16 protein-coding genes are annotated in these 20,879 nt (G+C 71.5%); all 16 read right to left on the bottom strand.

What is annotated here, in order from left to right; translation table 11 throughout:
• Nucleotides 1-11: 11 nt before the first annotated feature.
• The 16 genes from ACSYGN_RS09730 to asnB all read right to left on the bottom strand — a co-directional run bounded on the left by ACSYGN_RS09730 (nt 12) and on the right by asnB (nt 20,879).
• On the bottom strand, nt 12-1,355 hold the full coding sequence (locus ACSYGN_RS09730; RefSeq protein WP_460393922.1) for a glutamate-1-semialdehyde 2,1-aminomutase: 1,344 nt from the start codon (nt 1,353-1,355) through the stop codon (nt 12-14).
• Between the two features lie 7 nt (nt 1,356-1,362).
• Nucleotides 1,363-1,914, bottom strand: coding sequence for a dTDP-4-dehydrorhamnose 3,5-epimerase (rfbC, locus tag ACSYGN_RS09725; protein WP_460393920.1), 552 nt, complete (start codon nt 1,912-1,914; stop codon nt 1,363-1,365).
• On the bottom strand, nt 1,911-3,143 hold the full coding sequence (locus tag ACSYGN_RS09720; RefSeq protein ID WP_460393918.1) for a polysaccharide pyruvyl transferase family protein: 1,233 nt from the start codon (nt 3,141-3,143) through the stop codon (nt 1,911-1,913). The genes rfbC and ACSYGN_RS09720 overlap by 4 nt, the downstream gene beginning before the upstream one ends.
• Complete coding sequence (locus ACSYGN_RS09715) at nt 3,140-4,096, bottom strand: glycosyltransferase family 2 protein (RefSeq protein WP_460393916.1); 957 nt, start codon at nt 4,094-4,096, stop codon at nt 3,140-3,142. Before ACSYGN_RS09715 ends, ACSYGN_RS09720 begins: the two co-directional genes overlap by 4 nt.
• Complete coding sequence (locus ACSYGN_RS09710; RefSeq protein WP_460403343.1) at nt 4,093-5,400, bottom strand: hypothetical protein; 1,308 nt, start codon at nt 5,398-5,400, stop codon at nt 4,093-4,095. The genes ACSYGN_RS09715 and ACSYGN_RS09710 overlap by 4 nt, the downstream gene beginning before the upstream one ends.
• A 77-nt stretch (nt 5,401-5,477) precedes the next feature.
• Entirely contained in the window at nt 5,478-6,761 is a 1,284-nt protein-coding gene (locus ACSYGN_RS09705; protein WP_460393914.1) for a DUF4910 domain-containing protein, read from the bottom strand.
• Nucleotides 6,749-7,774, bottom strand: a complete 1,026-nt coding sequence (locus ACSYGN_RS09700) for an NAD-dependent epimerase/dehydratase family protein (protein WP_460393912.1) — start codon at nt 7,772-7,774, stop codon at nt 6,749-6,751. The genes ACSYGN_RS09705 and ACSYGN_RS09700 overlap by 13 nt, the downstream gene beginning before the upstream one ends.
• Before the next feature lie 3 nt (nt 7,775-7,777).
• On the bottom strand, nt 7,778-8,425 hold the full coding sequence (locus tag ACSYGN_RS09695; protein ID WP_460393910.1) for a PIG-L deacetylase family protein: 648 nt from the start codon (nt 8,423-8,425) through the stop codon (nt 7,778-7,780).
• Entirely contained in the window at nt 8,422-9,231 is an 810-nt protein-coding gene (locus tag ACSYGN_RS09690; protein ID WP_460393908.1) for a glycosyltransferase family protein, read from the bottom strand. Before ACSYGN_RS09690 ends, ACSYGN_RS09695 begins: the two co-directional genes overlap by 4 nt.
• Nucleotides 9,228-10,463, bottom strand: a complete 1,236-nt coding sequence (locus ACSYGN_RS09685) for a class I SAM-dependent methyltransferase (RefSeq protein ID WP_460393906.1) — start codon at nt 10,461-10,463, stop codon at nt 9,228-9,230. Before ACSYGN_RS09685 ends, ACSYGN_RS09690 begins: the two co-directional genes overlap by 4 nt.
• Nucleotides 10,464-11,738, bottom strand: a complete 1,275-nt coding sequence (locus ACSYGN_RS09680; RefSeq protein ID WP_460393904.1) for a glycosyltransferase — start codon at nt 11,736-11,738, stop codon at nt 10,464-10,466.
• Nucleotides 11,739-11,740: 2 nt separating this feature from the next.
• Nucleotides 11,741-13,138 carry an O-antigen ligase domain-containing protein gene (locus ACSYGN_RS09675; RefSeq protein WP_460393902.1) on the bottom strand — a complete coding sequence of 466 codons (1,398 nt, stop codon included), beginning with the start codon at nt 13,136-13,138 and terminating at the stop codon, nt 11,741-11,743.
• Between the two features lies 1 nt (nt 13,139).
• Complete coding sequence (locus ACSYGN_RS09670; protein WP_460393900.1) at nt 13,140-14,660, bottom strand: right-handed parallel beta-helix repeat-containing protein; 1,521 nt, start codon at nt 14,658-14,660, stop codon at nt 13,140-13,142.
• 12 nt (nt 14,661-14,672) lie between these two features.
• A complete protein-coding gene (locus ACSYGN_RS09665) occupies nt 14,673-16,703 on the bottom strand; it encodes an alginate lyase family protein (protein WP_460393898.1) in 2,031 nt (676 codons plus the stop codon).
• Entirely contained in the window at nt 16,700-18,895 is a 2,196-nt protein-coding gene (locus ACSYGN_RS09660) for a bi-domain-containing oxidoreductase (RefSeq protein ID WP_460393896.1), read from the bottom strand. Before ACSYGN_RS09660 ends, ACSYGN_RS09665 begins: the two co-directional genes overlap by 4 nt.
• A 49-nt stretch (nt 18,896-18,944) precedes the next feature.
• Nucleotides 18,945-20,879, bottom strand: coding sequence for an asparagine synthase (glutamine-hydrolyzing) (asnB, locus tag ACSYGN_RS09655; protein WP_460393894.1), 1,935 nt, complete (start codon nt 20,877-20,879; stop codon nt 18,945-18,947).

Below are 20,879 nucleotides of genomic sequence, written 5' to 3'. Positions count from 1 at the left end.
GTCGTGTTACGTCACGCCAAGCGGCGGAACACCGGCTTCACCGGTCGTCCGGCCAGCCAGGGGGTGGGGTCGGCGGCGTCCAGTGCCTTGCGATACACCGCGCATGCCTGGGCCACCACCTCGACGGTGTGGTCGATGTCGGCCTCGCTGAGTGCGCTGCTCACCACGAACGACGGGGCCAGCACTCCGCCCGCGAGGAGCCGGCGCAGGAACAGGGTGCGGTAGTGCTGTGACGGCTGCCGGTTCTCGTCGAGGGTGGCGAAGACCAGGTTGCTGGCCCGGCCCCGGACGACGATGTGGTCGCCGACGCCCATGCCCGCCGCGGCCTCGCGGACACCGGCGGCCAGGCGCTCGCCGAGGGTGTGCAGCCGCGCGGTGACGCCCTCTTCGACGTAGGTGGTGAGCACGGCCATCGCTGCTGCCAGGGAGTGCGTTTCCGCACCGTGTGTGGTGGACAGCAGGAACACCCGGTCGCCGGAGTGACGCAGCCCGCCCCGCTCCATCAGATCGCGGCGCCCGGCCAGCGCGGCGACGGCGAATCCGTTGCCCAGCGCCTTGCCGAACGTGGAGAGGTCGGGGACGACGCCGTACAGGCCCTGGGCGCCCGCCTCGGACCAGCGGAAGCCGGTGATCATCTCATCGAAGATCAGTACGCAGCCGTGCCGGTCGGCCAGTTCGCGCAGGCCGGTGAGGTACCCGGGCGGGGGCTCGGTGTGGGTGGCGGGTTCGAGGATCAGGCAGGCGACCTCGTCCTGGTACCGGGTGAGCAACTCCTCCGTGGCGGCCAGGTCCCCGTAAGGGAACGCCACGGTGAGTTCCTTGGTCGCCGCCGGAATGCCGGCGGACATGGGTGTGGTGCCGATGAACCAGTCGTCGACGGAGAAGAACGGGTGGTCGGCGCAGATGGCCACCCGATCCCGCCCGGTGGCGGCGCGGGCGAGGCGTACTGCGGCGGTGGTGGCGTCGGAGCCGTTCTTCGCGAACTTCACCATCTCGGCGGTCGGCACCGTAGACAGAAAGCATTCGGCGGCGTCGACCTCCATGATGGACGGCCGGACGAAGTTGCTGCCGCGGCCGAGTTCCCGCCGCACCGCCTCGATCACGCGTGGGTGGGCGTGGCCGAGGCTGACCGACCGGAGGCCGGAGCCGTACTCGATGTAGCTGTTGCCGTCGATGTCCCATACGTGGGCACCGTGGCCGTGGCTGATGACCGGGGCCAGGTTCTCGGGGTACTGGTCGTCGCCCTTGGCGTAGGTGTGCGCGCCCCCAGGGATCAGGGCGTGCAGCCGCTCGTTCGCCCTCCGCGACCGGGGGAGGAGGGGCCCTCCGGTGTCTTCGGTTTCTTCGGTGGTCACGCCGACCTCAACTCTCTTGGTGCTTCAGGACCTCGGCGAGGCTCGGCGCCTCCCGGTCCCGCCGGGACATCGAGGTGACCGGCAGCGGCCAGGGAATGGCGAGCTCCGGGTCGTCGAAGGCGATCGTCACGTCCTCGGCCGGATCGTGCGGGCGGTCGATCCGGTACGAGGTGTCGGCGGTCTCGGTCAGCGCCTGGAAGCCGTGCGCGCACCCCGCCGGGATGTACAGGGTCACCTGCGTGTCGCCGGACAGCTCGAAGAAGGCCCGGTTGCGGTACGTCGGTGAGTCCGGCCGCAGGTCCACGACCACGTCGAAGATCCTCCCGTACGAGCACCGCACCAGCTTGGCCTCGCCCGCGCCGGAGCGCAGGTGCAGGCCGCGCAGCACGCCCCGGACCGAGCGGGACACGCTGTCCTGGACGAAGGCGTTCGGGTCGAGGCCCACCGAGCGGACCACGTCGGCGTCGAAGGTGCGGCAGAAGAAGCCGCGTTCGTCGGCGTACGGGGTCGGCTCGAACAGGTATGCGCCGGCGATCTCCGGGACTTCGGTCGCTTTCATGGAGCCTTCCGCGGGGCGTGGGCGTGGACGTTCGCAGGGAACAGGGTCGTGGTCAAGGCGGTGAACTGGTCGGCGAGTTGCTGCGCGGCGACCCGGTTCCGCTCGGTGAGGGTCTGCCGTAGCTCCGCCGAATGCTTCTCCAGCTCCCGGAACTGTTCGAGCAGTCGGTCGGCGTCGACCTCGCGGGCCGGGTGGCAGTACGTGCCGAGGCCCATCCGGTCCATGAGGGCGTCGCTCTTCGCCGCGTAGCAGAGGGCGAGCACGGGCGTTCCGGTCTTCAGCGCGCAGATCAGGTTGTGGTAGCGGACGGCCACCACGGTGTCGGCGGCCGCCATCTCGTTCATCAGGTCGGCCAGTGAGGCCGGTTCGGCCGCGGTGACCAGCGGTGAGTCGACGGCGTCGAGGATCGCTGCGACCACCGACAGATCGCACTGGTCGCCGGTGAGCAGCCGGACCGGCCTGCCCTCCTCGACCAGCGTGCGCACGAACTTGATCGTCCCGTCGAGGTAGCGGCGGTATATCTCGTCGGCCCGGGCGCGGTCGTCGTTGCCGCCGTGGAAGTCCATGACGCCGAGGCAGACCGGGCCCGGCGAGCCCGAGGGCGTGCTCGCCGGGGGTGTCGGCAGAGAGAACGCGAGGTCCGGGTAGACCTCGTCGCGCGAGGTGTTCACGCCCATCGCCCGCATCGCGTCGCGGGACGGGGCGTCCCGGTACGACCGGTACGCGGCCAGCCGTGCCGACCAGCGCACCAGGACCCGGGTCGGCCGGTTGCCGATCGTCGCGGCGCCCACGCTGACCAGCGCGACCCGGGTGCGCAGCAGCCGACCGCTCGCGCAGAGCAGGAACAGCGAGTACGGGAAGCCCCACGGCCGCAGCGGCAGCGTGGCCTCCAGGACGCCCATGCCCGGCACGATCACCACATCGTGCCGGCGCACCCAGGCTGCCGTGCGGAAGACGTCGACGAGCTTGCCCAGACCCTTCGACGCGATCGCGCCCGCACGTGACGCGGTCCGGTACTCCCCGCGGTACCAGTGCAGCCGCGTCGCGGGGATCCCGAACCGGGCGGTGACGGCCTCGGGTCCGCCGCACAGCGCGTCCACGACCGCCTCCGGGTGCTCGGCGCGGAGATACCCGAGCACGGCCTCCAGCGACCCGTCGTTGCCGAGGTTGCCGGAGCCGAGCAGGCCGAACACCCCGACGCGCACCGGAGCCTTGTCCGCGGACGTCATGCCTGCCCCCCGTTACGACCCTCACGGCCGGCGACCAGGGCGTCGACGGAGACGGTGAGCAGGCCCGGGTCGACCGGGGCGCGGTCCTCGACCCGCTCGCCGGCGCCCGGCCGGACCCGGCTGGTCATCCATGCGGCCAGGTGGCGGTAGCACGCGCGCCGGTCGGCCGGGGACAACGGTGCCCGCCGGACCGCCGCGACGAAGCCCCAGACGTACTCGGCGAGCAGCCGGGGCGTCGGGTGCAGCGGGCCCGCCCGGCGCGGGTCCAGATTGACGCACCGGGCGCGCTTGGAAGGGTTCGCCCGCTCGGCGCGGGTGGGGTGGTCGCGGCGGAAGTACAGCAGTTCCGGGACCTGGTAGAAGGGCCCGTGCAGGGTGATCTCGGCGACGAACGTGCGGTCCGCGTGGTGGTAGCTGTCGAGCGGCTTCACCCGGCGCAGCATGTCGGCCCGCATCACCCCGTAGAAGTCGTCGCCGCCCGGCTCGAACAGCAGGCTCCGGAAGCGCTCCGGCGCGTGCGGCGAGTCGGTGGCGAGCCCGTACTCGTAGGGGACCTTCACCTGGCCGTCGCCGTCGATGACCGCCTGGCCGGTGTGCGCGAGGATCACCTCCGGCCGCTCGTCCAGCGCGTCGACGCAGCGCCGCAGCAGGTCCCGGCCGTAAAGGTCGTCGTGGGAGGCCCACTTGAACAGCTCGCCGCGGGACTCGGCGAACACATGGTTGTGGTTCGGTGTGGCGCCGATGTTCCGGGGCAGGCGGAGGTAACGGATGCGTGAGTCCTGCGCGGCGTACTTGCGGCAGATCTCCTGGGTCCCGTCGGTCGAGGCGTTGTCGGAGACGACCAGCTCGAAGTCCTCGTAGGTCTGCCCGAGCAGGGCGTCGAACGACTCGGCCAGGTACTCCTCGCCGTTGTACACGGGCAGGCCGATGCTCAGCCTGGGTCGGGCGGTCATGAGGTCCTCACTTCGGGAACTTCGGGAACGGAGTTGTGGTGGTGCTCGCGCAGGGCGGACCGCAACTGCAGCCACCACACGGCCGAGCCGCTGACGGTCGCGGCGGCGACGCCCCAGGCCGAGCCGACCGTGCCGGCCACGACCGCCCCGCCGAGCCCGCCGCCGACATAGCACGCGGAGGCGAACAACTGGCAGCGCAGGCTGCGCCGGGCCGCACCGAGCGCGCGCAGCCCGGCCGCCGCGCCGGTGCCGAGGCCCGCGCCCGCGACGCCGAGGGTGATCGGCACGATGAGCTCCGCGGCGGAGTGCCAGACCTCGCCGAGCGCGAACTCGCCGAGCCGGTCCGGCATCAGCAGCATCGCCCCGCCCCAGAGCAGCGCGCCGGTGGCCTGCCCGCCGCCGAGGAGGAGGCAGAACTTCCCGAGCCGCTGCGGGGCCTGCCGCAGCACCCGGGCCGCCTCCGGGACGGTGACCAGCGACAGCCCCATCAGTACGGCGAGGAACGGGCCCATCAGGAGCTCGGCGCCCCGCACCGCACCCACCGCGCCGACCCCGGCGATCGCGCCGAGCCCGTACGCCCGCAGCTGGCTCGCGCCGCTGAGGCTGACGTTCTCGACCAGGTACCGGTAGCCGAGATCGCGCTGCTCGCGAAGCCACCCGCGCGCCCCGGTCGGCCGGGGCCGGATGCCGGACTGGAGGCAGCCGTACGCGGCGGCCACCGCGGCGGACGCGCCCCAGGCGAGCACGAAAGCGGCCACGCTGCCCTCGTGGGCCGCCACGACCATGGCCGGGACGAGCGCGATGCCCCACACCACGTCGTTGACGAACGCCTTCCGCCCGTTCCCGGCGGCGAAGAACGAGAACCGCCAGGCGTCCTGCAGCAGCAGGCCCGGCAGCATGACGCCGAGGCAGGCGAACGCGGGCCCCACCCGGCCGCCGAGAGCAAGGCCGGCCACGAGACACGCCGCGCCGATGGTGGCACCGACGCCGAGCGCGGTACCCGACGACCGGGCCACCGCCCCGCGCCAGGACGCGTCCGGCACACCGCTGAAGCGCACCACGAGCGGGTCGGTGGCCAGCCCGCGGGAGACGTTGAGCACCACGCCGTAGGTCACCCAGGCCAGGCTGAACACGCCGAACGCGGTCACCCCCAGCGAGCGCGCCACGTAGATCCCCACCGCGAAGTTGGAGATGCTGGAGGCCGCCTGGTCGGCCAGCCCCCAGGACAGCCGGCCGACGAGGGCCCGCTTGGCGGATTTGGCCGGTGGCGCCGTCGTCTGCGGATTCTCCCTCTCGGCGGTCATCTCCCCCTCAGTGGTCTTCTCCCTCTCGGTGGTCATCTCCCTCTCGGCGGTCGTTTCCCCCTCGGCGGTCATCGGCGTCACGCCTTGAGCAGTTCGGCGCCGCGCAGGGCGTCCGCCGCGGCGGCGACGGCGTCGAACGGCAGCCCGGACCGCTCGGCGACGTCCAGCAGACTGTGCTCGCCGTCGGAGAGGCTGAGCACCCAGAGCATGGCCATCTGGGCCTGTTTGGTGTCGCTGCGGCCGCCGAGCGCGTCGTACAACCCGCGCCGGCCCAACTGCGGCTCGCCGTAGGGGCTGAGGTTGACGTACCGCCGGTTGCGGTCGAGGATGCCGAACGCCTCGCGGCAGACCGCGAGGGTGTCCGCCATCGCCTCCGGGGAGACGAAGTCCAGGTTGTCCGCCGAGGTGTGGTACTCGGGGTAGCCGGCGTACGGGGTCCGGCTGAGCGAGCCCACTCCTAGATCGAACCCGGGCGAGCAGAACTGCCGCTCGTCATAGCCGTACGGGGTGAACTCGGCGATGTGGTGCGGGCGTTCGGAGGCGGTCAGCACATGCCGCATCACCCGGTCGATCTCCGCGTCGCCGCGCCTGCTCCGCTTGTACGTCAGCTGCCCAGGGTCACCGGCGCAGGCCAGCACCACTCCGTGCTTCACGCGTTCCACCCGCTCCGCGTTGCGGGCCAGCCAGGTGATCGCCCCGATGGTGCCGGGCGCGAACAGGAACCGGTAGGTGTAGTACGGCGTCTGCTCCGCCAGTGCCCTGGCCAGGAACGTCGCCACCGCGATGCCGGCCAGGTTGTCGTTGGCCAGCGACGGGTGGCAGACATGGCAGGAGACGATCACCTCGTCGGCGACCTGCCCCGGGACCACATGCTCGGCGTAGGTGAGGTGGCCGTCGGCGAGCGTGGAGTCGACGCGCACCTCGTACTCGCCGTCCGGCAGCGCGTCCAGGGTCTCCTGGGCCAGGCAGAACCCCCATTCCGGCTGGTAGTAGCTGGTGCGGTACGGCACCCAGGACGGGTGGTCCGGCAGGGTGTGCAGATGTCCGCGCAGCTCGGCCAGCGGCATGGTCGCCGACACCGGCACGCTGTAGCCGAGCACGTGCAGGCTGGACTCGGCGAAGTCGACGACCCGCTTCCCGGCGGAGTCGGCGATGTACGCGTCCCGGATGTTCCACTCCTGCGGCACCGTCCAGTCGAGCACCTGAGTCCCGGTCGGCACCTCGTGCACCTGCAGCGGGACGTACTCGCCGACGATCTCCAGGGTGGCGCGCACACCGTCGCCGGTGATGCTCCGGCACAGCGGGTACAACCGCTCCACCAGCGCGTACATCTCCTCGCCGGCCGTCGTCATCGGCGCCACCGCAGGGTGTCGTCGACGGTGCCGGCGTCGGACGCCGCGCGCAGCACGGCCAGCCGGGTGAAGCGTCGCTCGAAGTCCTCCCGGGTCAGCCCGTGTTTCCGGTAGGCGTCGGCGAGTTCGAGCGCGCCCTGCTTCACGGTCCACTCGCAGTCGAAGCCGGGTATCGCCGTGCGGAACCGGGAGAAGTCCACCCGGTACGACCGCGGATCGGCACCGTTCTCCCCGGTGATCACCACCTTGGCGCCGGACACCGCCTCGGCGACCTGCTCGGCGATCTCGGCGACCGTGACGTTGTTGATCTCGCTGCCGATGTTGAACGCCCGGTCGTGCACCGCTTCCCGCGGCGCGACCAGCGCGGCCGCGAAGGCCCGTGCGATGTCGGCGGCGTGCACCAGCGGGCGCCAGGGGGTGCCGTCGGAGAGCACCAGGACCTCGCCGGACAGGAGCGCGTGGCCCACCAGGTTGTTCAGCACGATGTCGGCGCGCAGCCGGGGGGAGTAGCCGAAGGCGGTGGCGTTGCGCATGTACACCGGGCTGAAGTCGCCGTCGGAGAGCACGTGCAGGTCGTCCTCCACCCGCACCTTGGACTCGGCGTACGGCGTCACCGGGCGCAGCGGGGCGTCCTCGGCCACCAGGTCGTCGCCGCCGGCGGCGCCGTAGACCGAGCAGGTCGACGCGTACAGGAAGCGCCGCACTCCGGCGTCGCGGGCCAGCCGGGCGAGGCGGACGGACGCGTGGTGGTTGATGTCGTAGGTGAGTTCCGGCGCCAGCGATCCCAGCGGGTCGTTGGACAGCGCGGCCAGGTGGATCACGGCGTCCACCCCGGCCACGTGTTCGGCCGTGACGTCGCGCAGGTCGACAACGTGCCCCGGCGGGTCGGCGGGTGTCGGGCCGAGGACACAGTCGGCGAACAGGCCGGCGTCAAGACCGACGACGTCGTGTCCGGCGGCCGTGAGGACCGGGGCCATCACGGTGCCCAGGTAGCCCTGGTGTCCGGTCAGCAGTACGCGCAAGGTTCAACCCCCCAGGTTGAGCGTGAGTTTGGTGACGGCGAACGCCTCGGCGTAGTGCGCGTGGCATTCGATACCGCGGATCCGGGCCAGCCCGAGGAAGGCCTCCCGGTCGAACCAGGGCCGGTGCCGCTGCGAGGGGTAGTGCTCCTGCAGCAGCCGCACCTTCTGCTCGGCGATCTCCGGGGACAGCGGCTGGTACGCCGCCGGACGGCCGAGATCGCCGTCCCACTTGACGATCTCGTAGCCGAGCACGAGGTGGTCGCGGAACGCGGTGGGTATCAGCTTCGCCAGGCCGCGGTGATCCTGGTGCGCGTCATCGGTGCGCGGGGCCAGCACGAGATCAGGCTCTGTCCCCGCGCGCAGCTCCTCGACCGCGGCCTTGGCCTCTTCCCAGTGCGCGGGCAGCCGGCCGTCGGGCAGCTTGTGCACGGTCAGCCGCAGGTCGGCGCCCGGGCAGAAGGCGGCCAGCGCGGCCCGCTCCTCCTGCTCCCGCTCGCCGCCACCGCCGGAGAGCACCAGCGCGTCGACGCGGACACCCGGCCGCGCGAGGCACAGCGTCAGCAGCGTGCCACCCGCGCCGATGGCGATGTCGTCGCAGTGCGCGGCCACCGCGACGATCCGGTCCAGGCGCCCGGCGCCGAGCTGGATCACGAGGTCCTCACCCCGGCGTTCGCCCCCGCGCCGCCGTGTTCCCACACGGCCCACGGGCGGTCGCCCCGGGCGTAGGCGTCGTCGAGCGCGGCCCGCTCCTTCACGGTGTCGGTCGGCTTCCAGAAGCCGCGGTGCTGGTGCGCCACCAGCCGCCCCTGCTTGGCCAGTCGGGCGCATCCGTCGGCGACCAGGTCACCGCCCTCAGGGATGTGGTCGAAGACCTCCTGGCGGAGTACGAAGTAGCCGCCGTTCTCCCACAGCGGCAGTTCGCTCACCGGGGTGATGCCCCCCACCAGGCCGTCGTCGCCCAGGTCCACGCAGTGGAACGAGGACTGCGGCGGCACCACCATCATCGACGCACCGGCGTCGCGCCTGGCGAACCGGTCGATCATCTCCGGCAGCGGGGCATCGGTGAGCACGTCGGCGTAGTTGGCGAGGAACATCTCGTCGCCGTCCAGATGGTGCCGGACCCGGCGCAGCCGTTCCCCGATCGGTGACTCGACGCCGGTCTGCACGAACGTGATCGTCCAGGAGGCGATGTCGGTGGACAGCAGCTCGGTTTGCCCGCCCCGCAGCACGAAGTCGTTGGACGTCGTCTCCTCGTAGGTGAGGAAGAAGTCCTTGATGTGGTGCGCCCCGTACCCGAGACACAGGATGAACTCCGTGTGCCCGAAGTGCGCGTAGTAGCGCATGACATGCCAGATCAGCGGCCGCGGTCCGACCATCGCCATCGGCTTGGGCACGTCGTCGGAGGTTCCGTTGCGCATCCGCAGCCCGTAGCCGCCGCAGAACAGTACGACCTTCATGGCTTGACCTCGACAATGCTCAGTTCCGGTACGGGGAAGACCAGTCGGCCGCCCCAGGCGTGCACGAAGGACAACTGCTCGGTCAGCTCGGCCCGCAGGTTCCACGGGAGGACGAGGACGTATTCCGGTCTGTCGGTGCTGATCTGCTCGGGCGGCAGGATCGGGATGCGGGTGCCCGGGGTGAACCTGCCGTGCTTGTACGGGTTGCGGTCGACCGTGTACGGGAGCAGGTCGGGCCGGATGCCGCAGTGGTTGAGCAGGGTGTTGCCCTTGCCCGGGGCGCCGTAGCCGACGACCGTCTCACCGCGCTCGGCCGCCTCGATGAGGAACCGCAGCAGGTCCCGGCGCACCTTGGCCACCCGAGCGGAGAACTCCGTGTACCCGGACAGCTCCTGCAGCCCGGCGGCCTTCTCCCGGTCCAGCACGTCGGCCACTTGGCGGCTCGGCTCGCCGGCCACCTCGGCCGGCCGGGCCCACAGCCGGATGGAGCCGCCGTGCGTGGGCAGCAACTCGACGTCCACGAGCGCGAGTCCGCCGCTCGCCAGCGCCCGGGCCGCGGACGCGACCGTGTAGTACTGGAAGTGCTCGTGGTAGATCGTGTCGTACTGGTTCTCCTCGATCAGGGTCAGCAAGTGCTGCACCTCGATGGAGACCCAGCCGTCGTCGGCGACCAGGGCACGCAGCCCCCGGGTGAACCCGACCACGTCGGGGATGTGCGCGTACACGTTGTTCGCCACGACCAGGTCGGCCGGGCCGTGCTCGGCTCGGACGCCGGCGCCGGTGTCCGGGTCCAGGAACGCGGTGAGCGTGGGCACACCCGCGTCCCGCGCCGCCGCGCCGACGTTCACCGAGGGCTCGATGCCGAGGCAGCGGATCCCGCGGTCCACCACATGCCTCAGCAGATACCCGTCGTTGCTCGCCACCTCGACCACGAAGGCGTCGGGGCCGAGAGCAAGGCGCTGTACGGCGTCGGCGACGAAGGTGCGCGCGTGCTCCACCCAGGAGGTCGAGTAGGAGGAGAAATACGCGTACTCGCTGAACGTCTCCTCCGGCGTGATCAGCGGAGGGATCTGCGCGAGCCAGCAGTCGGTGCAGACCCGCAGGTGCAGCGGGTACGCCGGTTCCGGCTGGTCCAGTTGGTCCGCGGCGAGAAAACTCTCACACGGCGGCGTCGCCCCGAGATCGACGACGCTCGCCATCGCTTCCGAGCCGCAGAGTCGGCATCGTGTCATCTACTGTCCCCATCCCCCCTGCTCGCGCGGGTGTCCCCGCCGCGAGCCAGTGCTTTCTTCCCCTGTCTTCGGCGGGCTGTCCCCGCCGTCGTACCGACCCGCGATCGCGGTGCGGTACCCGTCCACCAGGCGCTCCAGTCCGACGGCCGGGCTGAAGCCCTGCTCGTAACGGCGCCTGGCCGCTTGGCCCATCTCCTGGTTTCGGGCGGACTCGGCCGTGATCCGGCGCAGGCAGGACGCGAGCGAGGCGGGCTCGCCCGGCCGGTGCAGCAGCCCGGTCACCCCGTCCTCGACGAGTTCGACGAAGGCGCCGTGACCGGCGGCGACGGCCGGGACCCCCGCCGCCATCGCCTCCACGACCACCAGGCCGAACGCCTCCAGCCATGTGGAGGGAGCCACCACGGCGACCGACCGCGCGATGGCCTGCCGGCACTCCGCCGCGTCGTACAGGCCGACGTATCGCACGTCGTCCCGGCCCGCCGCCCAGGCGGTCACCTCCGGCTCCAGCGGCCCCGCGCCGGCGATCACGAGCGGCACGCCCACACCGCCGCCGGCGGCGATCTCGTCCCACGCGGCCATGAGCAGCCGTACGCCCTTGGCCTCCGCGAGCCGGCCGAGATAGAGCAAGTGCTCGCCGTTGCCCGCTCGGCGGACGTCCGGGTCGGGCACGAAGTTGTGCTTCACCGCCAGCCGCTCGGCCGGCATACCGGCCCGCACCAGGACGTCGCGCTGCGCCGCGGAGATGCAGAAGAACCGCTCCACGCCGGACCACCACCGCCGCCGGTTGACCGACATGCTGACCGCGAGCGGCACCGTCGCCAGCCGGGAGTTCCGGTAGCAGCCGTGCCGGACGGCGGGCAGCGGCGTGGACCCGACGCACTCGGCGCAGGGCCGGCCGTCCCGCTGCAGCGTGCCGGGCGGGCAGACCTGGGTGTAGTTGTGCAGCGTGGCCACGGCGGGCACGCCGGCGTCGGCGCAGGCGGCCAGCACTGCCGGCGACAGGAGCGGGAAGACGTTGTGGACGTGCACCACGTCCGGCCGCTCGGTGCGTAGTCGGGCGGTGAGCTCCGCACGGACCGCCGGGTTCCACGGCACCAGCAGTGGTACCGCGGCCTTGCCCAGCAGGGACCGGGCGGCGATGTCGTCGCTGCGCCGCTCGAACACCTCGACCCGGTGGCCGGCCCCGCGCAGCAGCGCCACCTCCTGGTCGACGACCTTGTTCTCCCCGCTCGGCTGCGCCGAGGCGTAGCGGTTGTGCACCGCGAGGATGTGCATGCTCAGGTCACCTCCGAATCCGGGGCCCATCGCGGGACGCGTCGCCGACGGACTTCTCGCGTCGGACGGACCTCGGGCGTGACGTCGGGTGTCGCATGGACGTCGGGTGTCGCATGGACGTCGGGTGTCGCACGGACTTCGGGCGTCGCACGAACGTCGGGTGTCGTACGGATTTCGGGCGTCGAGAGGGGAGTGGCCGCGCCCGGTGCCGGTGTCGCCAGCAGCGAGGCGGCCAAGGCCAGATGCAGCAGATACGGCGAGGCGTCGCCCAGCCCGGCCTCGGTGTACGACGCGATCGCGCAGTAGCTGATCAGGAAGATCGCGCAGGCCCTCGACAGCGACGGCGGCCGCAGCAACGCGACGCCGCCCAGCACGATGATGAACGCCGCGACCAGGGCGACGCCGATCACGCCCTGCTCGTTGAAGACGGCCAGCCAGCTGTTGTCGATCGGCAGCCCGCCGAACGACTTGTCGCCCAGGCCCACGCCGAACAGGTACTCCGTGGTCGTCCGGGGCGCTGCCAGCAGGGCGTTCCAGACCTTGGCCCGACCGGTGAGGCTGGAGAAATTCTCCTGGCTCTGTCCGCGCAGGAACCACGCCTGCAGCAGCGAGCCGAGCGCCACCGCGGCCACCGCGGCGCACAGCACCGCCCAGCCGAAGAACCGGCGGGCGGCGGCGCTGGTCAGGACGAGCGAGCCGATCGCCAGCGCCAGCCCGAGGAGCAGGCCGAGTGTGGCCGTCCGGGTATGGGTCAACGCGAGCAGGACGAGTGACGGCACGATGACCACCACCGCACTGGTCCTGTCGGTCCGGCCGCCCAGGACGAGCAGCACGGTGAGCCCGATGATCACCGCGGCGTACTGTCCGATCTGTGGCGGGGTGAGCGGCCACAACGCGCCGACCAGCCGCCCGCCGTAGAGGTCGGGCAGGGCCATGCCCGGTGAGACGACCAAGCCGGCGGCCACCGACCCGAGTACCGCGAAATACATCCGGATGTGGTGCCGGACGAACGTCAGACCGCCGTCCCACCAGCGGCTCAGCAGCCACAGCGTGCCGACGAAGAGAGCCAGCCGGAAGCAGCGGAACAGCGCGCCGAACCCGGACTCCAGATGCACGCTGGAGATCACGCTCTCCACCAGCAGCAGGGTCAGCAGGAACACATAGGCGCCGGCCCGGATGCGCAGCCGGAGATTGACCGTGAGCGCCAGCGCGAACGCGGCGACCAGTGCGCCCATGGTGACCATCTGGATGAGGGAGCGGGGCAGCGGGACGATGGTCTTCGCCCCGGCGGAGCCGAGCGTGTTGAGGACCAGCAGCCCCCAGACCGTCCCGACGATCTTCGGCGTGCGGGAGGTGCGGTCGGTGCTCATCTCAGTGTGGGACGCGTGGTGGGTGCTCATCTCAACCACCGTCCCCTGCACGGAAGGTGCTGCCCGCGTCCTGCTGGTACGGCGTGCCCTGCCACTGACCGGAGTCGAGTATCCGGCTCGGGTCGTGGACGACGAATGTCCACGGTCCGACGTAGACGTTGTCGTGCCAGCGGTTGTGCTGCTTGAGGGTGATCGCCTCGGCCACCCGCTCGCCCTGGTACGGCGACCAGTCCGGATAGGTGCCGTAGTTGGCCAGCACCGCCATGCGGTCGCACTTCACCGTGCAGCCGACGACGGACTTGTCCAGCACGAACCGGTTGCCGTGGATGTCCACCCGCTGGGTCTTCCACCGGCAGTCGGCGTAGAGCGGTGCGGTGGCGATCGCCGGCTGTGCGCAGCGGTCGGTCTTCTTCACCAGCAGGGTGCAGTCACCGGACGAGGTGTTGGCCGGGCTGTTGCAGAACCGGTCGGCGTTTTCCCACAGGGTGATCCCGGACCAGTTGTTCTCCAGTACGTTCCGGTAGATCTCGATCTTGTCCGTGCGGGCCCGGATCCGTGGTTCGCCGCCGGACTCGGACAGATAGACGGTCGCGAACGGGAAGTTGTCGCCGCGGTCGGCGTACCTGCGGCCCTCGACCCAGTTGTTCCGCCGGATCGTGTTCTTCCGGATGACCGCGTTGTAGCTGGTCTCGTAGATCAGCGCGGCACCGTCGTTGGCTTCGAGCACGTTGTTCTCGATGAGGAAGTCGTTGTTGTCGGTGTCCGCCCACAACCCGGTTCCGCGGTTGTCGTGCACCCAGTTGCCGCGTATGTCGGCGCCGTTGACGGCCCAGAACTTGACGCCTCCGGTGCAGCCGCAGCCCGGCCGCCGCCGCTCCCAGTCGTCCTTGTTGTTGCCCACGATCTCGTTGCCCTCGACCACCAGGCCGCTGATACGGCCGGTGGCCTTGTACGCGTTCATGCCGTACTGACCGTTGCCGCGCAGGCAGTTGGCGCGGACACGCTGGCGGGCACCGGCCATCAGCCCGGCGCCGGAGTTGTTCTGGATCGTCGCGTGCTCGATCACCCATCCGTCGGCCGAGTCATGGTTGACCACACCCTCGTCACGCGGCGCGACGAAACCCTGCACGGTCAGATAGCGGATGGTGACGTCGCGGGCGGTGCCGCCGAACGCGTACTGGTTGGTCTTCCGGCCGTCGAGCACGGCGCCCGGCGCGCCGAGGTAGCTGTCCCCCTCCTTGGGGATGACCTGGGCGTAGCGGTTCGAGTCAAGCCTGTGCTTGCCTGGTCGGAGCCAGAACGTGGTGTGCGGGGGGCTGCTCTTGGTCTTCGCCGCCAGGTCACCGGCCACCGCGGGGTCGACCGTCACCGCGCCCGCCGGCGCCTTCGACGGACCGGCCGCGGGATCGGCGCACACCCGGGCCACGGACGTGGCGGGCGCGGCGGCCGGCTTCGGCCGCGCGTCCGGCGTGCTCTCACAGCCGGTCGCCGCCAGCAGGACCAGCGCCAGCGGTGCCGCCGGTAACGCCCAGTACCGCCACTTGATCTCCAAGCCTCCTCCCCCCTAGCCGCAGAACGTGAGCACGGTGGTGAACTCCCCAGACAGCGCGGTGCCGTCGGCGAAGCCGGTGCCGATCAGCGTTGTGGTGGGTTCCTTGCGTCCGAAGCCGGGGGAGTACCAGCCCAGCGGTGGGTCAGTCTCGCCGCGATGCGCCCGCCAGTTCAGTTGTCCGGGCAGGTCGAGCGCCGCGGAGCGGTCCTCGCCGTCCCGGGTCCAGGTGAGCACCGCCCGGTGCCCCACCAGATCCGCGGCGATCGCCGGGCCGAGGTGGAACGCCAGGCGTACGGCCCGGCGCGGGCCGCGCACCTCGTCGACCACCCTCAGCTCCCGGCTCGCGGCCGTCAGCTCCACGCGGCGACGGTGCACGGACTGCTGGTAACCGTCGTGCTCGGCGCACCAGCGGGCCGTCCCCCCGTCGACGGAACCGGAGGTGTCGGCGACCAGGACGCGGCTGCGGGCATGCCGGGTCCACAGGAACGGGCCGCCGGAGACTGACTGGTCACCGCCGTCCAACTCCAGGGTGTTGTGGCCCAGGGTCGACCGGAAGTACTGCCGCCACTCGGGCTGCCCGTGGTAGCAGAACGTCCCCGGGTCGGCGAGAACGTCGACCCCGTCGTGCCGGACCTCCACGGACAGCGCGTCCGCGTGAGCGTGCGCGGCGATGGACAGGAATCCGTGCGGACCGCCGTCGCAGCGGCACCAGATCTCTCCCGCGTCTCCCGCGTCTCCCGTGCCTCCCGTGCCTCCCGGACCGCGCAGGATGGTCATGCCCGCGTCGGCGAAATGGTCCGGTCGGCTCGCCGGGCGGGACACGGCCGGTGCGGTACCGCTTTTCGCGTACGGCCGGATGAGCGCGGCCAGCAGCGGGGTGCGCACATCGGTGCCGGTCACCGCCGGCCACCAGGCGAGCCGGCCGAACACGGCGTCCCCGGTGGCCAGCAGCGAGCCCCAGCGGTCGGTGCCGCCGCCGTCCACGATCAGACCGTGCCCGTCGTCCGCGTCCCCCTGGCGGGGTGGCCGTAGCCGGTTGTCCACGACGGCCGCGAGCGCGTCGGTCATCCGCAGCAGCACCAGCCGGACCGACGCGGGGACCGGTACGCCGGCGGTGTCCGCCTCGGCCACCGCGGCCAGGCCGAGCTCCAGCACCAGTCCGTGATACTCGGTGGCCAGCTCGCGGTTGAGGCCGGAGCCGAAGGTGTTGCTCCGCAGCTGCCGCTCAAGGGACCGCAGCGCGTCGGCGCGCCAGCGCGCCGAGGAGGGGAACCACCTGAAGGCGCAGGCCGCGGCGAACTGCCCGGCGGCCTCGGCGATGATGTGGTTGTTCGCCGAAGAACCCCGGCTGGGGAAGGCGGCCAGCCAGCGCTGGTGGTGCCAGATCTGGTTCAGCGCCACCGGGTTGTCCTCGAACAGCCCGGTCACGCCGGGCCAGCCGTCGAGCAGCCGGCGGATCCACACCCAGGACAGCAGCCGGATCCCCAGCTCGATGCCGCTGGTCCAGTGCACTCCGCGCAGCGGCGCGTTGGCCGCCCACCACGACCGCAGGTGCTCGGATATTCGCTCGGCGTACCGCTCGTCCCCGGTGATCGCGTAGGCGGCGGCGAGCACGGTGAGGTACTGATGCCGGGACAGCTCCCAGATCTGCTTGATGTCCCCGACCACGTCCTCGTTCCGGTACGGCACGTCGAAGGCGTAGCCCCACGGCGCCCGGCGCCCGGTCTTCGGGTCGTACCACCAGTCCGGGTCGGCCAGATCGTCGCGGTCCACCCCGAAGTACTCGGCGTGCCCGGCCATCAGCCGGTCCGCCTCGGCGACGAGACGTTTCGCGGCGTCCGGCGGCACCGCGGCGATCGTCCCCGCGGGCAGTACCGCGGTGAACCGGGCGCCGGTCACGCTCGGGCAGCCCGGCCGCGCCGAGCGCCACCGCCGCCTGCGCACCGCGTCGCCGACCCGGCCGCCGACCTCCCGCGGCCCCATCCGGGACAGCCGCCGCAGGTACCAGCCCGCACTCCCCGCACTCCCCGAGCTCACCGTCATCGCGCCGTCGCCAGCGTCACCGGAGCGCCGCCGGCCAGACCGGCCTGCACGGCGAGGGTGGCCGCCGTGGTGGAGACCAGCGACTCCAGCGGCACCGGCATCGGTGCGCCGGTCCGCACGGCCTTGACGAACGCGGCCAGTTCGGCGGACTGGCCCTTGTCCCGGGCCTTGGGCAGCCGCGAACTGACCCACCGCTTACGGCTGTACACCGAGGCACGGACGAAGTCGTCGAGCCGCAGCACCTTGCCGTCCGCGACCAGGTCCAGCGTCTCCTTGGGGAAGCCGGGTGCGCCGGTGGTGACGTAGCTGATGGTGGCCGTGGACCCGTCCGGGTAGCGCAGTACGACCTGCAGATCCTCGTTGCCGGACGCGGCGACCGCGTACACCGAGACTGGATCGGCGTCGAGCAGCCAGCTCGCCGTGTCGATGAAGTGTCCGCCCTCGCCGGCGAACCGCGAGCCCTCGGTGCCCTGTTGGAGGTACCAGCTGCCGTGCGCCAGCCGGCCCGCGTTGACCAGATAACGCAGGCTTGCCGGACCGGTCCTGACGCCGAACTGCCTCTTTGCCTCCTGCAGCAGCGGCGCGAACCGTCGGTTGAAGCCCACCTGCAGCCGGTCGTTGCCGGACTGCTCCACCGCCGCGAGCACACCGGCCAGTTCGTCCTCGGTGAGCGCCAACGGCTTCTCCACGAACACCGTCTTTCCGGCCAGCAGCGCCCTTCGGGTCAGCTCGGCGTGCGAGCTGTGCCGGGTGACCACGAACACCGCGTCGACGGACTTGTCGCCGAGCACGGCGTCGAGATCGGTGGTCGCCTCGGCGAAGCCGAACTTCCGCTGCGCGTTGGCCGCGGACAACGCCGTCGTGGTGACGACGGTCGACAGCTCGACGCCGTCGCGCTGTGCCAGGTGCGGCAGCAGCATCGACGTCGCGTAGTTTCCGGCGCCTACGAACGCCAGCCGCACCGGCGTTCTGACGGCGGCCCGGGCTGGGGCGGGCGCGGAACCGCTGCCTCGCTTCACCGCGGGCACGGCCACCGCCGGGGTCTGAGCCTCAGCAGCTTGGTCGGGGTGCTCGGGGTACCGGAACAGCACAGCCACGGCCTTCAGTTCGCCGTCCTTCAGACGCCGGTACGTCTCGACGGCGTCACCGAAGTCGGCGATGTGGGAGACCAGGGGCTCCACGTCGACGCGCCCGCGGGCGACGAGGTCCAGGAAGCACGCCAGATTGCGGCGCTCGGTCCAGCGCACGTAGCCGATCGGGTAGTCGCGCCCTTCGAGCTCGTACTCCGGGTCGTAGCGCCCGGGGCCGTAGCTGCGGGAGAACCGGACGTCGAGCTCTTTCTCGTAGTACGCGTTCCACGGCAGGTCCAGGCGGCACTTGCCGATGTCGACGACCCGGCCGCGGTCCCGGCTCAGCCGCGCGGCCAGCTCGACGGGCTGGTTGCTGCCGCCGCCGGCGGCCAGATACACCTGGTCCACGCCGTGACCGCCGGTGAGTTCGGCGACCGCGGCTTCCACGGCCGCGGAGGCGGGATCGCCGCAGGCCGCGGCGCCCAGGCGCTCGGCGAGCTCGCAGCGCACCGGGTCGGGGTCGACGCCGACGACGCGGACTCCCGAGGCGGCAAGGAGTTGCACCACCAACTGCCCGATCAGCCCCAGGCCGATGACCAGCGCCACCTCGCCGAGCTGTGGCTCGCCGCGGCGGACGCCCTGCAACGCGATCGACCCGACGGTGCCGAAGGCCGCGTGCCGCGGCGCGAGACCGTCCGGCACCGGGGCGTAGAGGTTCTTCGGCACCCAGTTCAGCTCGGCGTGCAACGCGTGCTCGTTGCCGGCGCAGGCCACGAGGTCGCCGACCTTCACGTCGTCGATCCCGGCGCCGACCTGCTCGACCACCCCGCACAGCGAGTAGCCCAGCGGCGTGTAGGAGTCCAGCTTGCCCATCACCTTGCGGTAGGTGGCGGGTACCCCGTTGGTGGCCACGCTCTGCATGACCTTGGCCACCTGGTCCGGCCGGGAGCGGGCCTTGCCCAGCATCGACATGCCGGCCTCGGACACCTTCATGAGTTCGGTCCCGGTGGATATCAGCGAGTAGGCGCTGCGGACCAGCACACCGCCCGGCTTGCATCCCGGCACCGGCACGTCGAGCACCGCCAGCTCGCCGCTCTTGTAGTTCTGTACAACCTGTTTCACCCGAAGTCCCTTGTCTCTGCGCCTGTCTCTACGCCGTCTGGTCTGTCTTCTACGCCGTCGAGGGAGAGTTCTGGCCGGACCCGGAGGTCGCGCCGCGATACCAGTACTCGAGGGTCAGCACATGCCACAGATGTTTGGAGAAGTCCCGCTGCCCGGCGGCGTCCTCGGCGACCATGCGCTGCAGCGCGTCCCGCCGCAGGAGCCCTGAATTGACGAGCACGCCGTCGTGCACCACCTCGCGCACCAGGGGTGCCAGGTCCCGGCTCATCCAGGCCCGCAGCGGGGCGCTGAACAGGCCCTTGGGCCGGTACACGATCTCCCGGGGCAGGATCGAGGTGGCCGCCTCCTTGAGGACGGCCTTGCCCTGCCGTCCGACGATCTTGCGATCACCGGGCACGGCGAACGCCGCCTTGACCACCTCGACGTCCACATACGGCACCCGCACCTCCGTCGACGCGGCCATGCTCGACCGGTCCGTGTAAGCGAGGTTCAGGCCCGGCAGGAACATCCGGGCGTCGCCCAGGCACATGCGGTTGACGAAGTCGTCGAGGTCGTTGTCCTCGTAGACATCGGCATGCTCGGTCAGCACGTCCTCGACCGCCGGGGCCAGGTCCGGATCGACCAGGGCGAGCAACTCGTCCCGGTCGTACATGGTGTAGCTGCGCCGGAACGCGGTCTCCTCCGGCAGATCGGCGAAGGAGAGGAACCGCTTCGCGAAGCGCACCGACCGGTACCCCCGGCGGGCCGTGGCCACCGGCAGCCGGTCCACCGCCCTGGACAGGCCGCGCCGCAGGGGCCGCGGGACGCGCTGGTAGCGCAGCGCGATCAGGTTGGCCAGGTGCTTGCGGTAACCGGCGAACAGCTCGTCGGCACCCATCCCCGAGAGCATCACCTTGACCCCGGCCTCCCGGGCGGCCGAGCAGATCAGGAACGTGTTGATCGCGGCGGGATCGCCGATCGGCTCGTCAAGGTGGTACGTCATCTGCGGCAGCAGGTCGAGCACATTCGGAGCGATCTCGATCTCCTGGAGATCGACGCCGAACCGCTCGGCCACCCGCCGGGCATAGCGCAGGTCGTCCGGCATCGCCTCGAACCTGGCGTCCTCGGCGCGGAACCCGATCGTGTACGCGGAGATCCCGGGCCGGTCGCGGGCCGCCAGCGCGGTCAGATAGCTGGAGTCCAGCCCGCCGGAGAGGAAGGTCGCCACGGGTACGTCGGAGAGCAGATGGCGGCGGGTCGACTCCTCGACGACGGCGGCGACATCCGGCTGCTCGCCGCCCCGGGCCCGGTCCCGGGCCTCGGCGGCGACGTCCCTCAGGTGCCAGAACCGGCCGCGCTCCACCCGGCCGTCGGGCCGGCACCTGAGCCAGCTCCCCGGCGGCAGCTTCTCCGCCTCGCGGAACGCGCACCGTGAGTCCGGCACCCAGTAGTACAGCAGCGAGGCCACCAGCGCCGCATGGTCCACCTGCAGCGACCTGCCGGTCACGGCGGCGAGCGCCTTGAGCTCGGAGGCGAACACCAGACCCTCGCCGCGCCGCAGCAGGAACAGCGGCTTGATGCCGAGCTGGTCGCGGGCGAGCACCAGGTCACCGGTGCGCTCGTCGAAGATCCCGAACGCGAACATACCGCGCAGCCGGGGCAGGCAGTCCGTGCCCCAGCGCCGCCAGGCCTCGAGGAGCACCTCGGTGTCGGAGGTACCGCGGAAGCGCACCCCGGCGGCTGCCAGTTCGGCACGCAGCTCGGGCGCGTTGTACAACTCGCCGTTGTAGGTCAGGACGAGGCCGCCCGAGACCATCGGCTGGGCGCCGGTCTCGGACAGGTCGATGATGGCCAGCCTGCGGTGCCCGAGGTGTACTTCGCCGTCACCGGCGGGGTGGCTGTAGCGGCCCGCCCCGTCCGGGCCGCGGTGGGCGAGGGTATCGGTGAGCCGGTCGGTCACGGCCTTCCCGTCCGGCCACCGGTAAGTGCCTGCGATGCCACACAT

The organism is Streptomyces sp. YIM S03343 (assembly GCF_054729195.1).
Note: the sequence above shows the minus strand (reverse complement) of the source record. Positions and strands in the feature narration are given on the sequence as shown.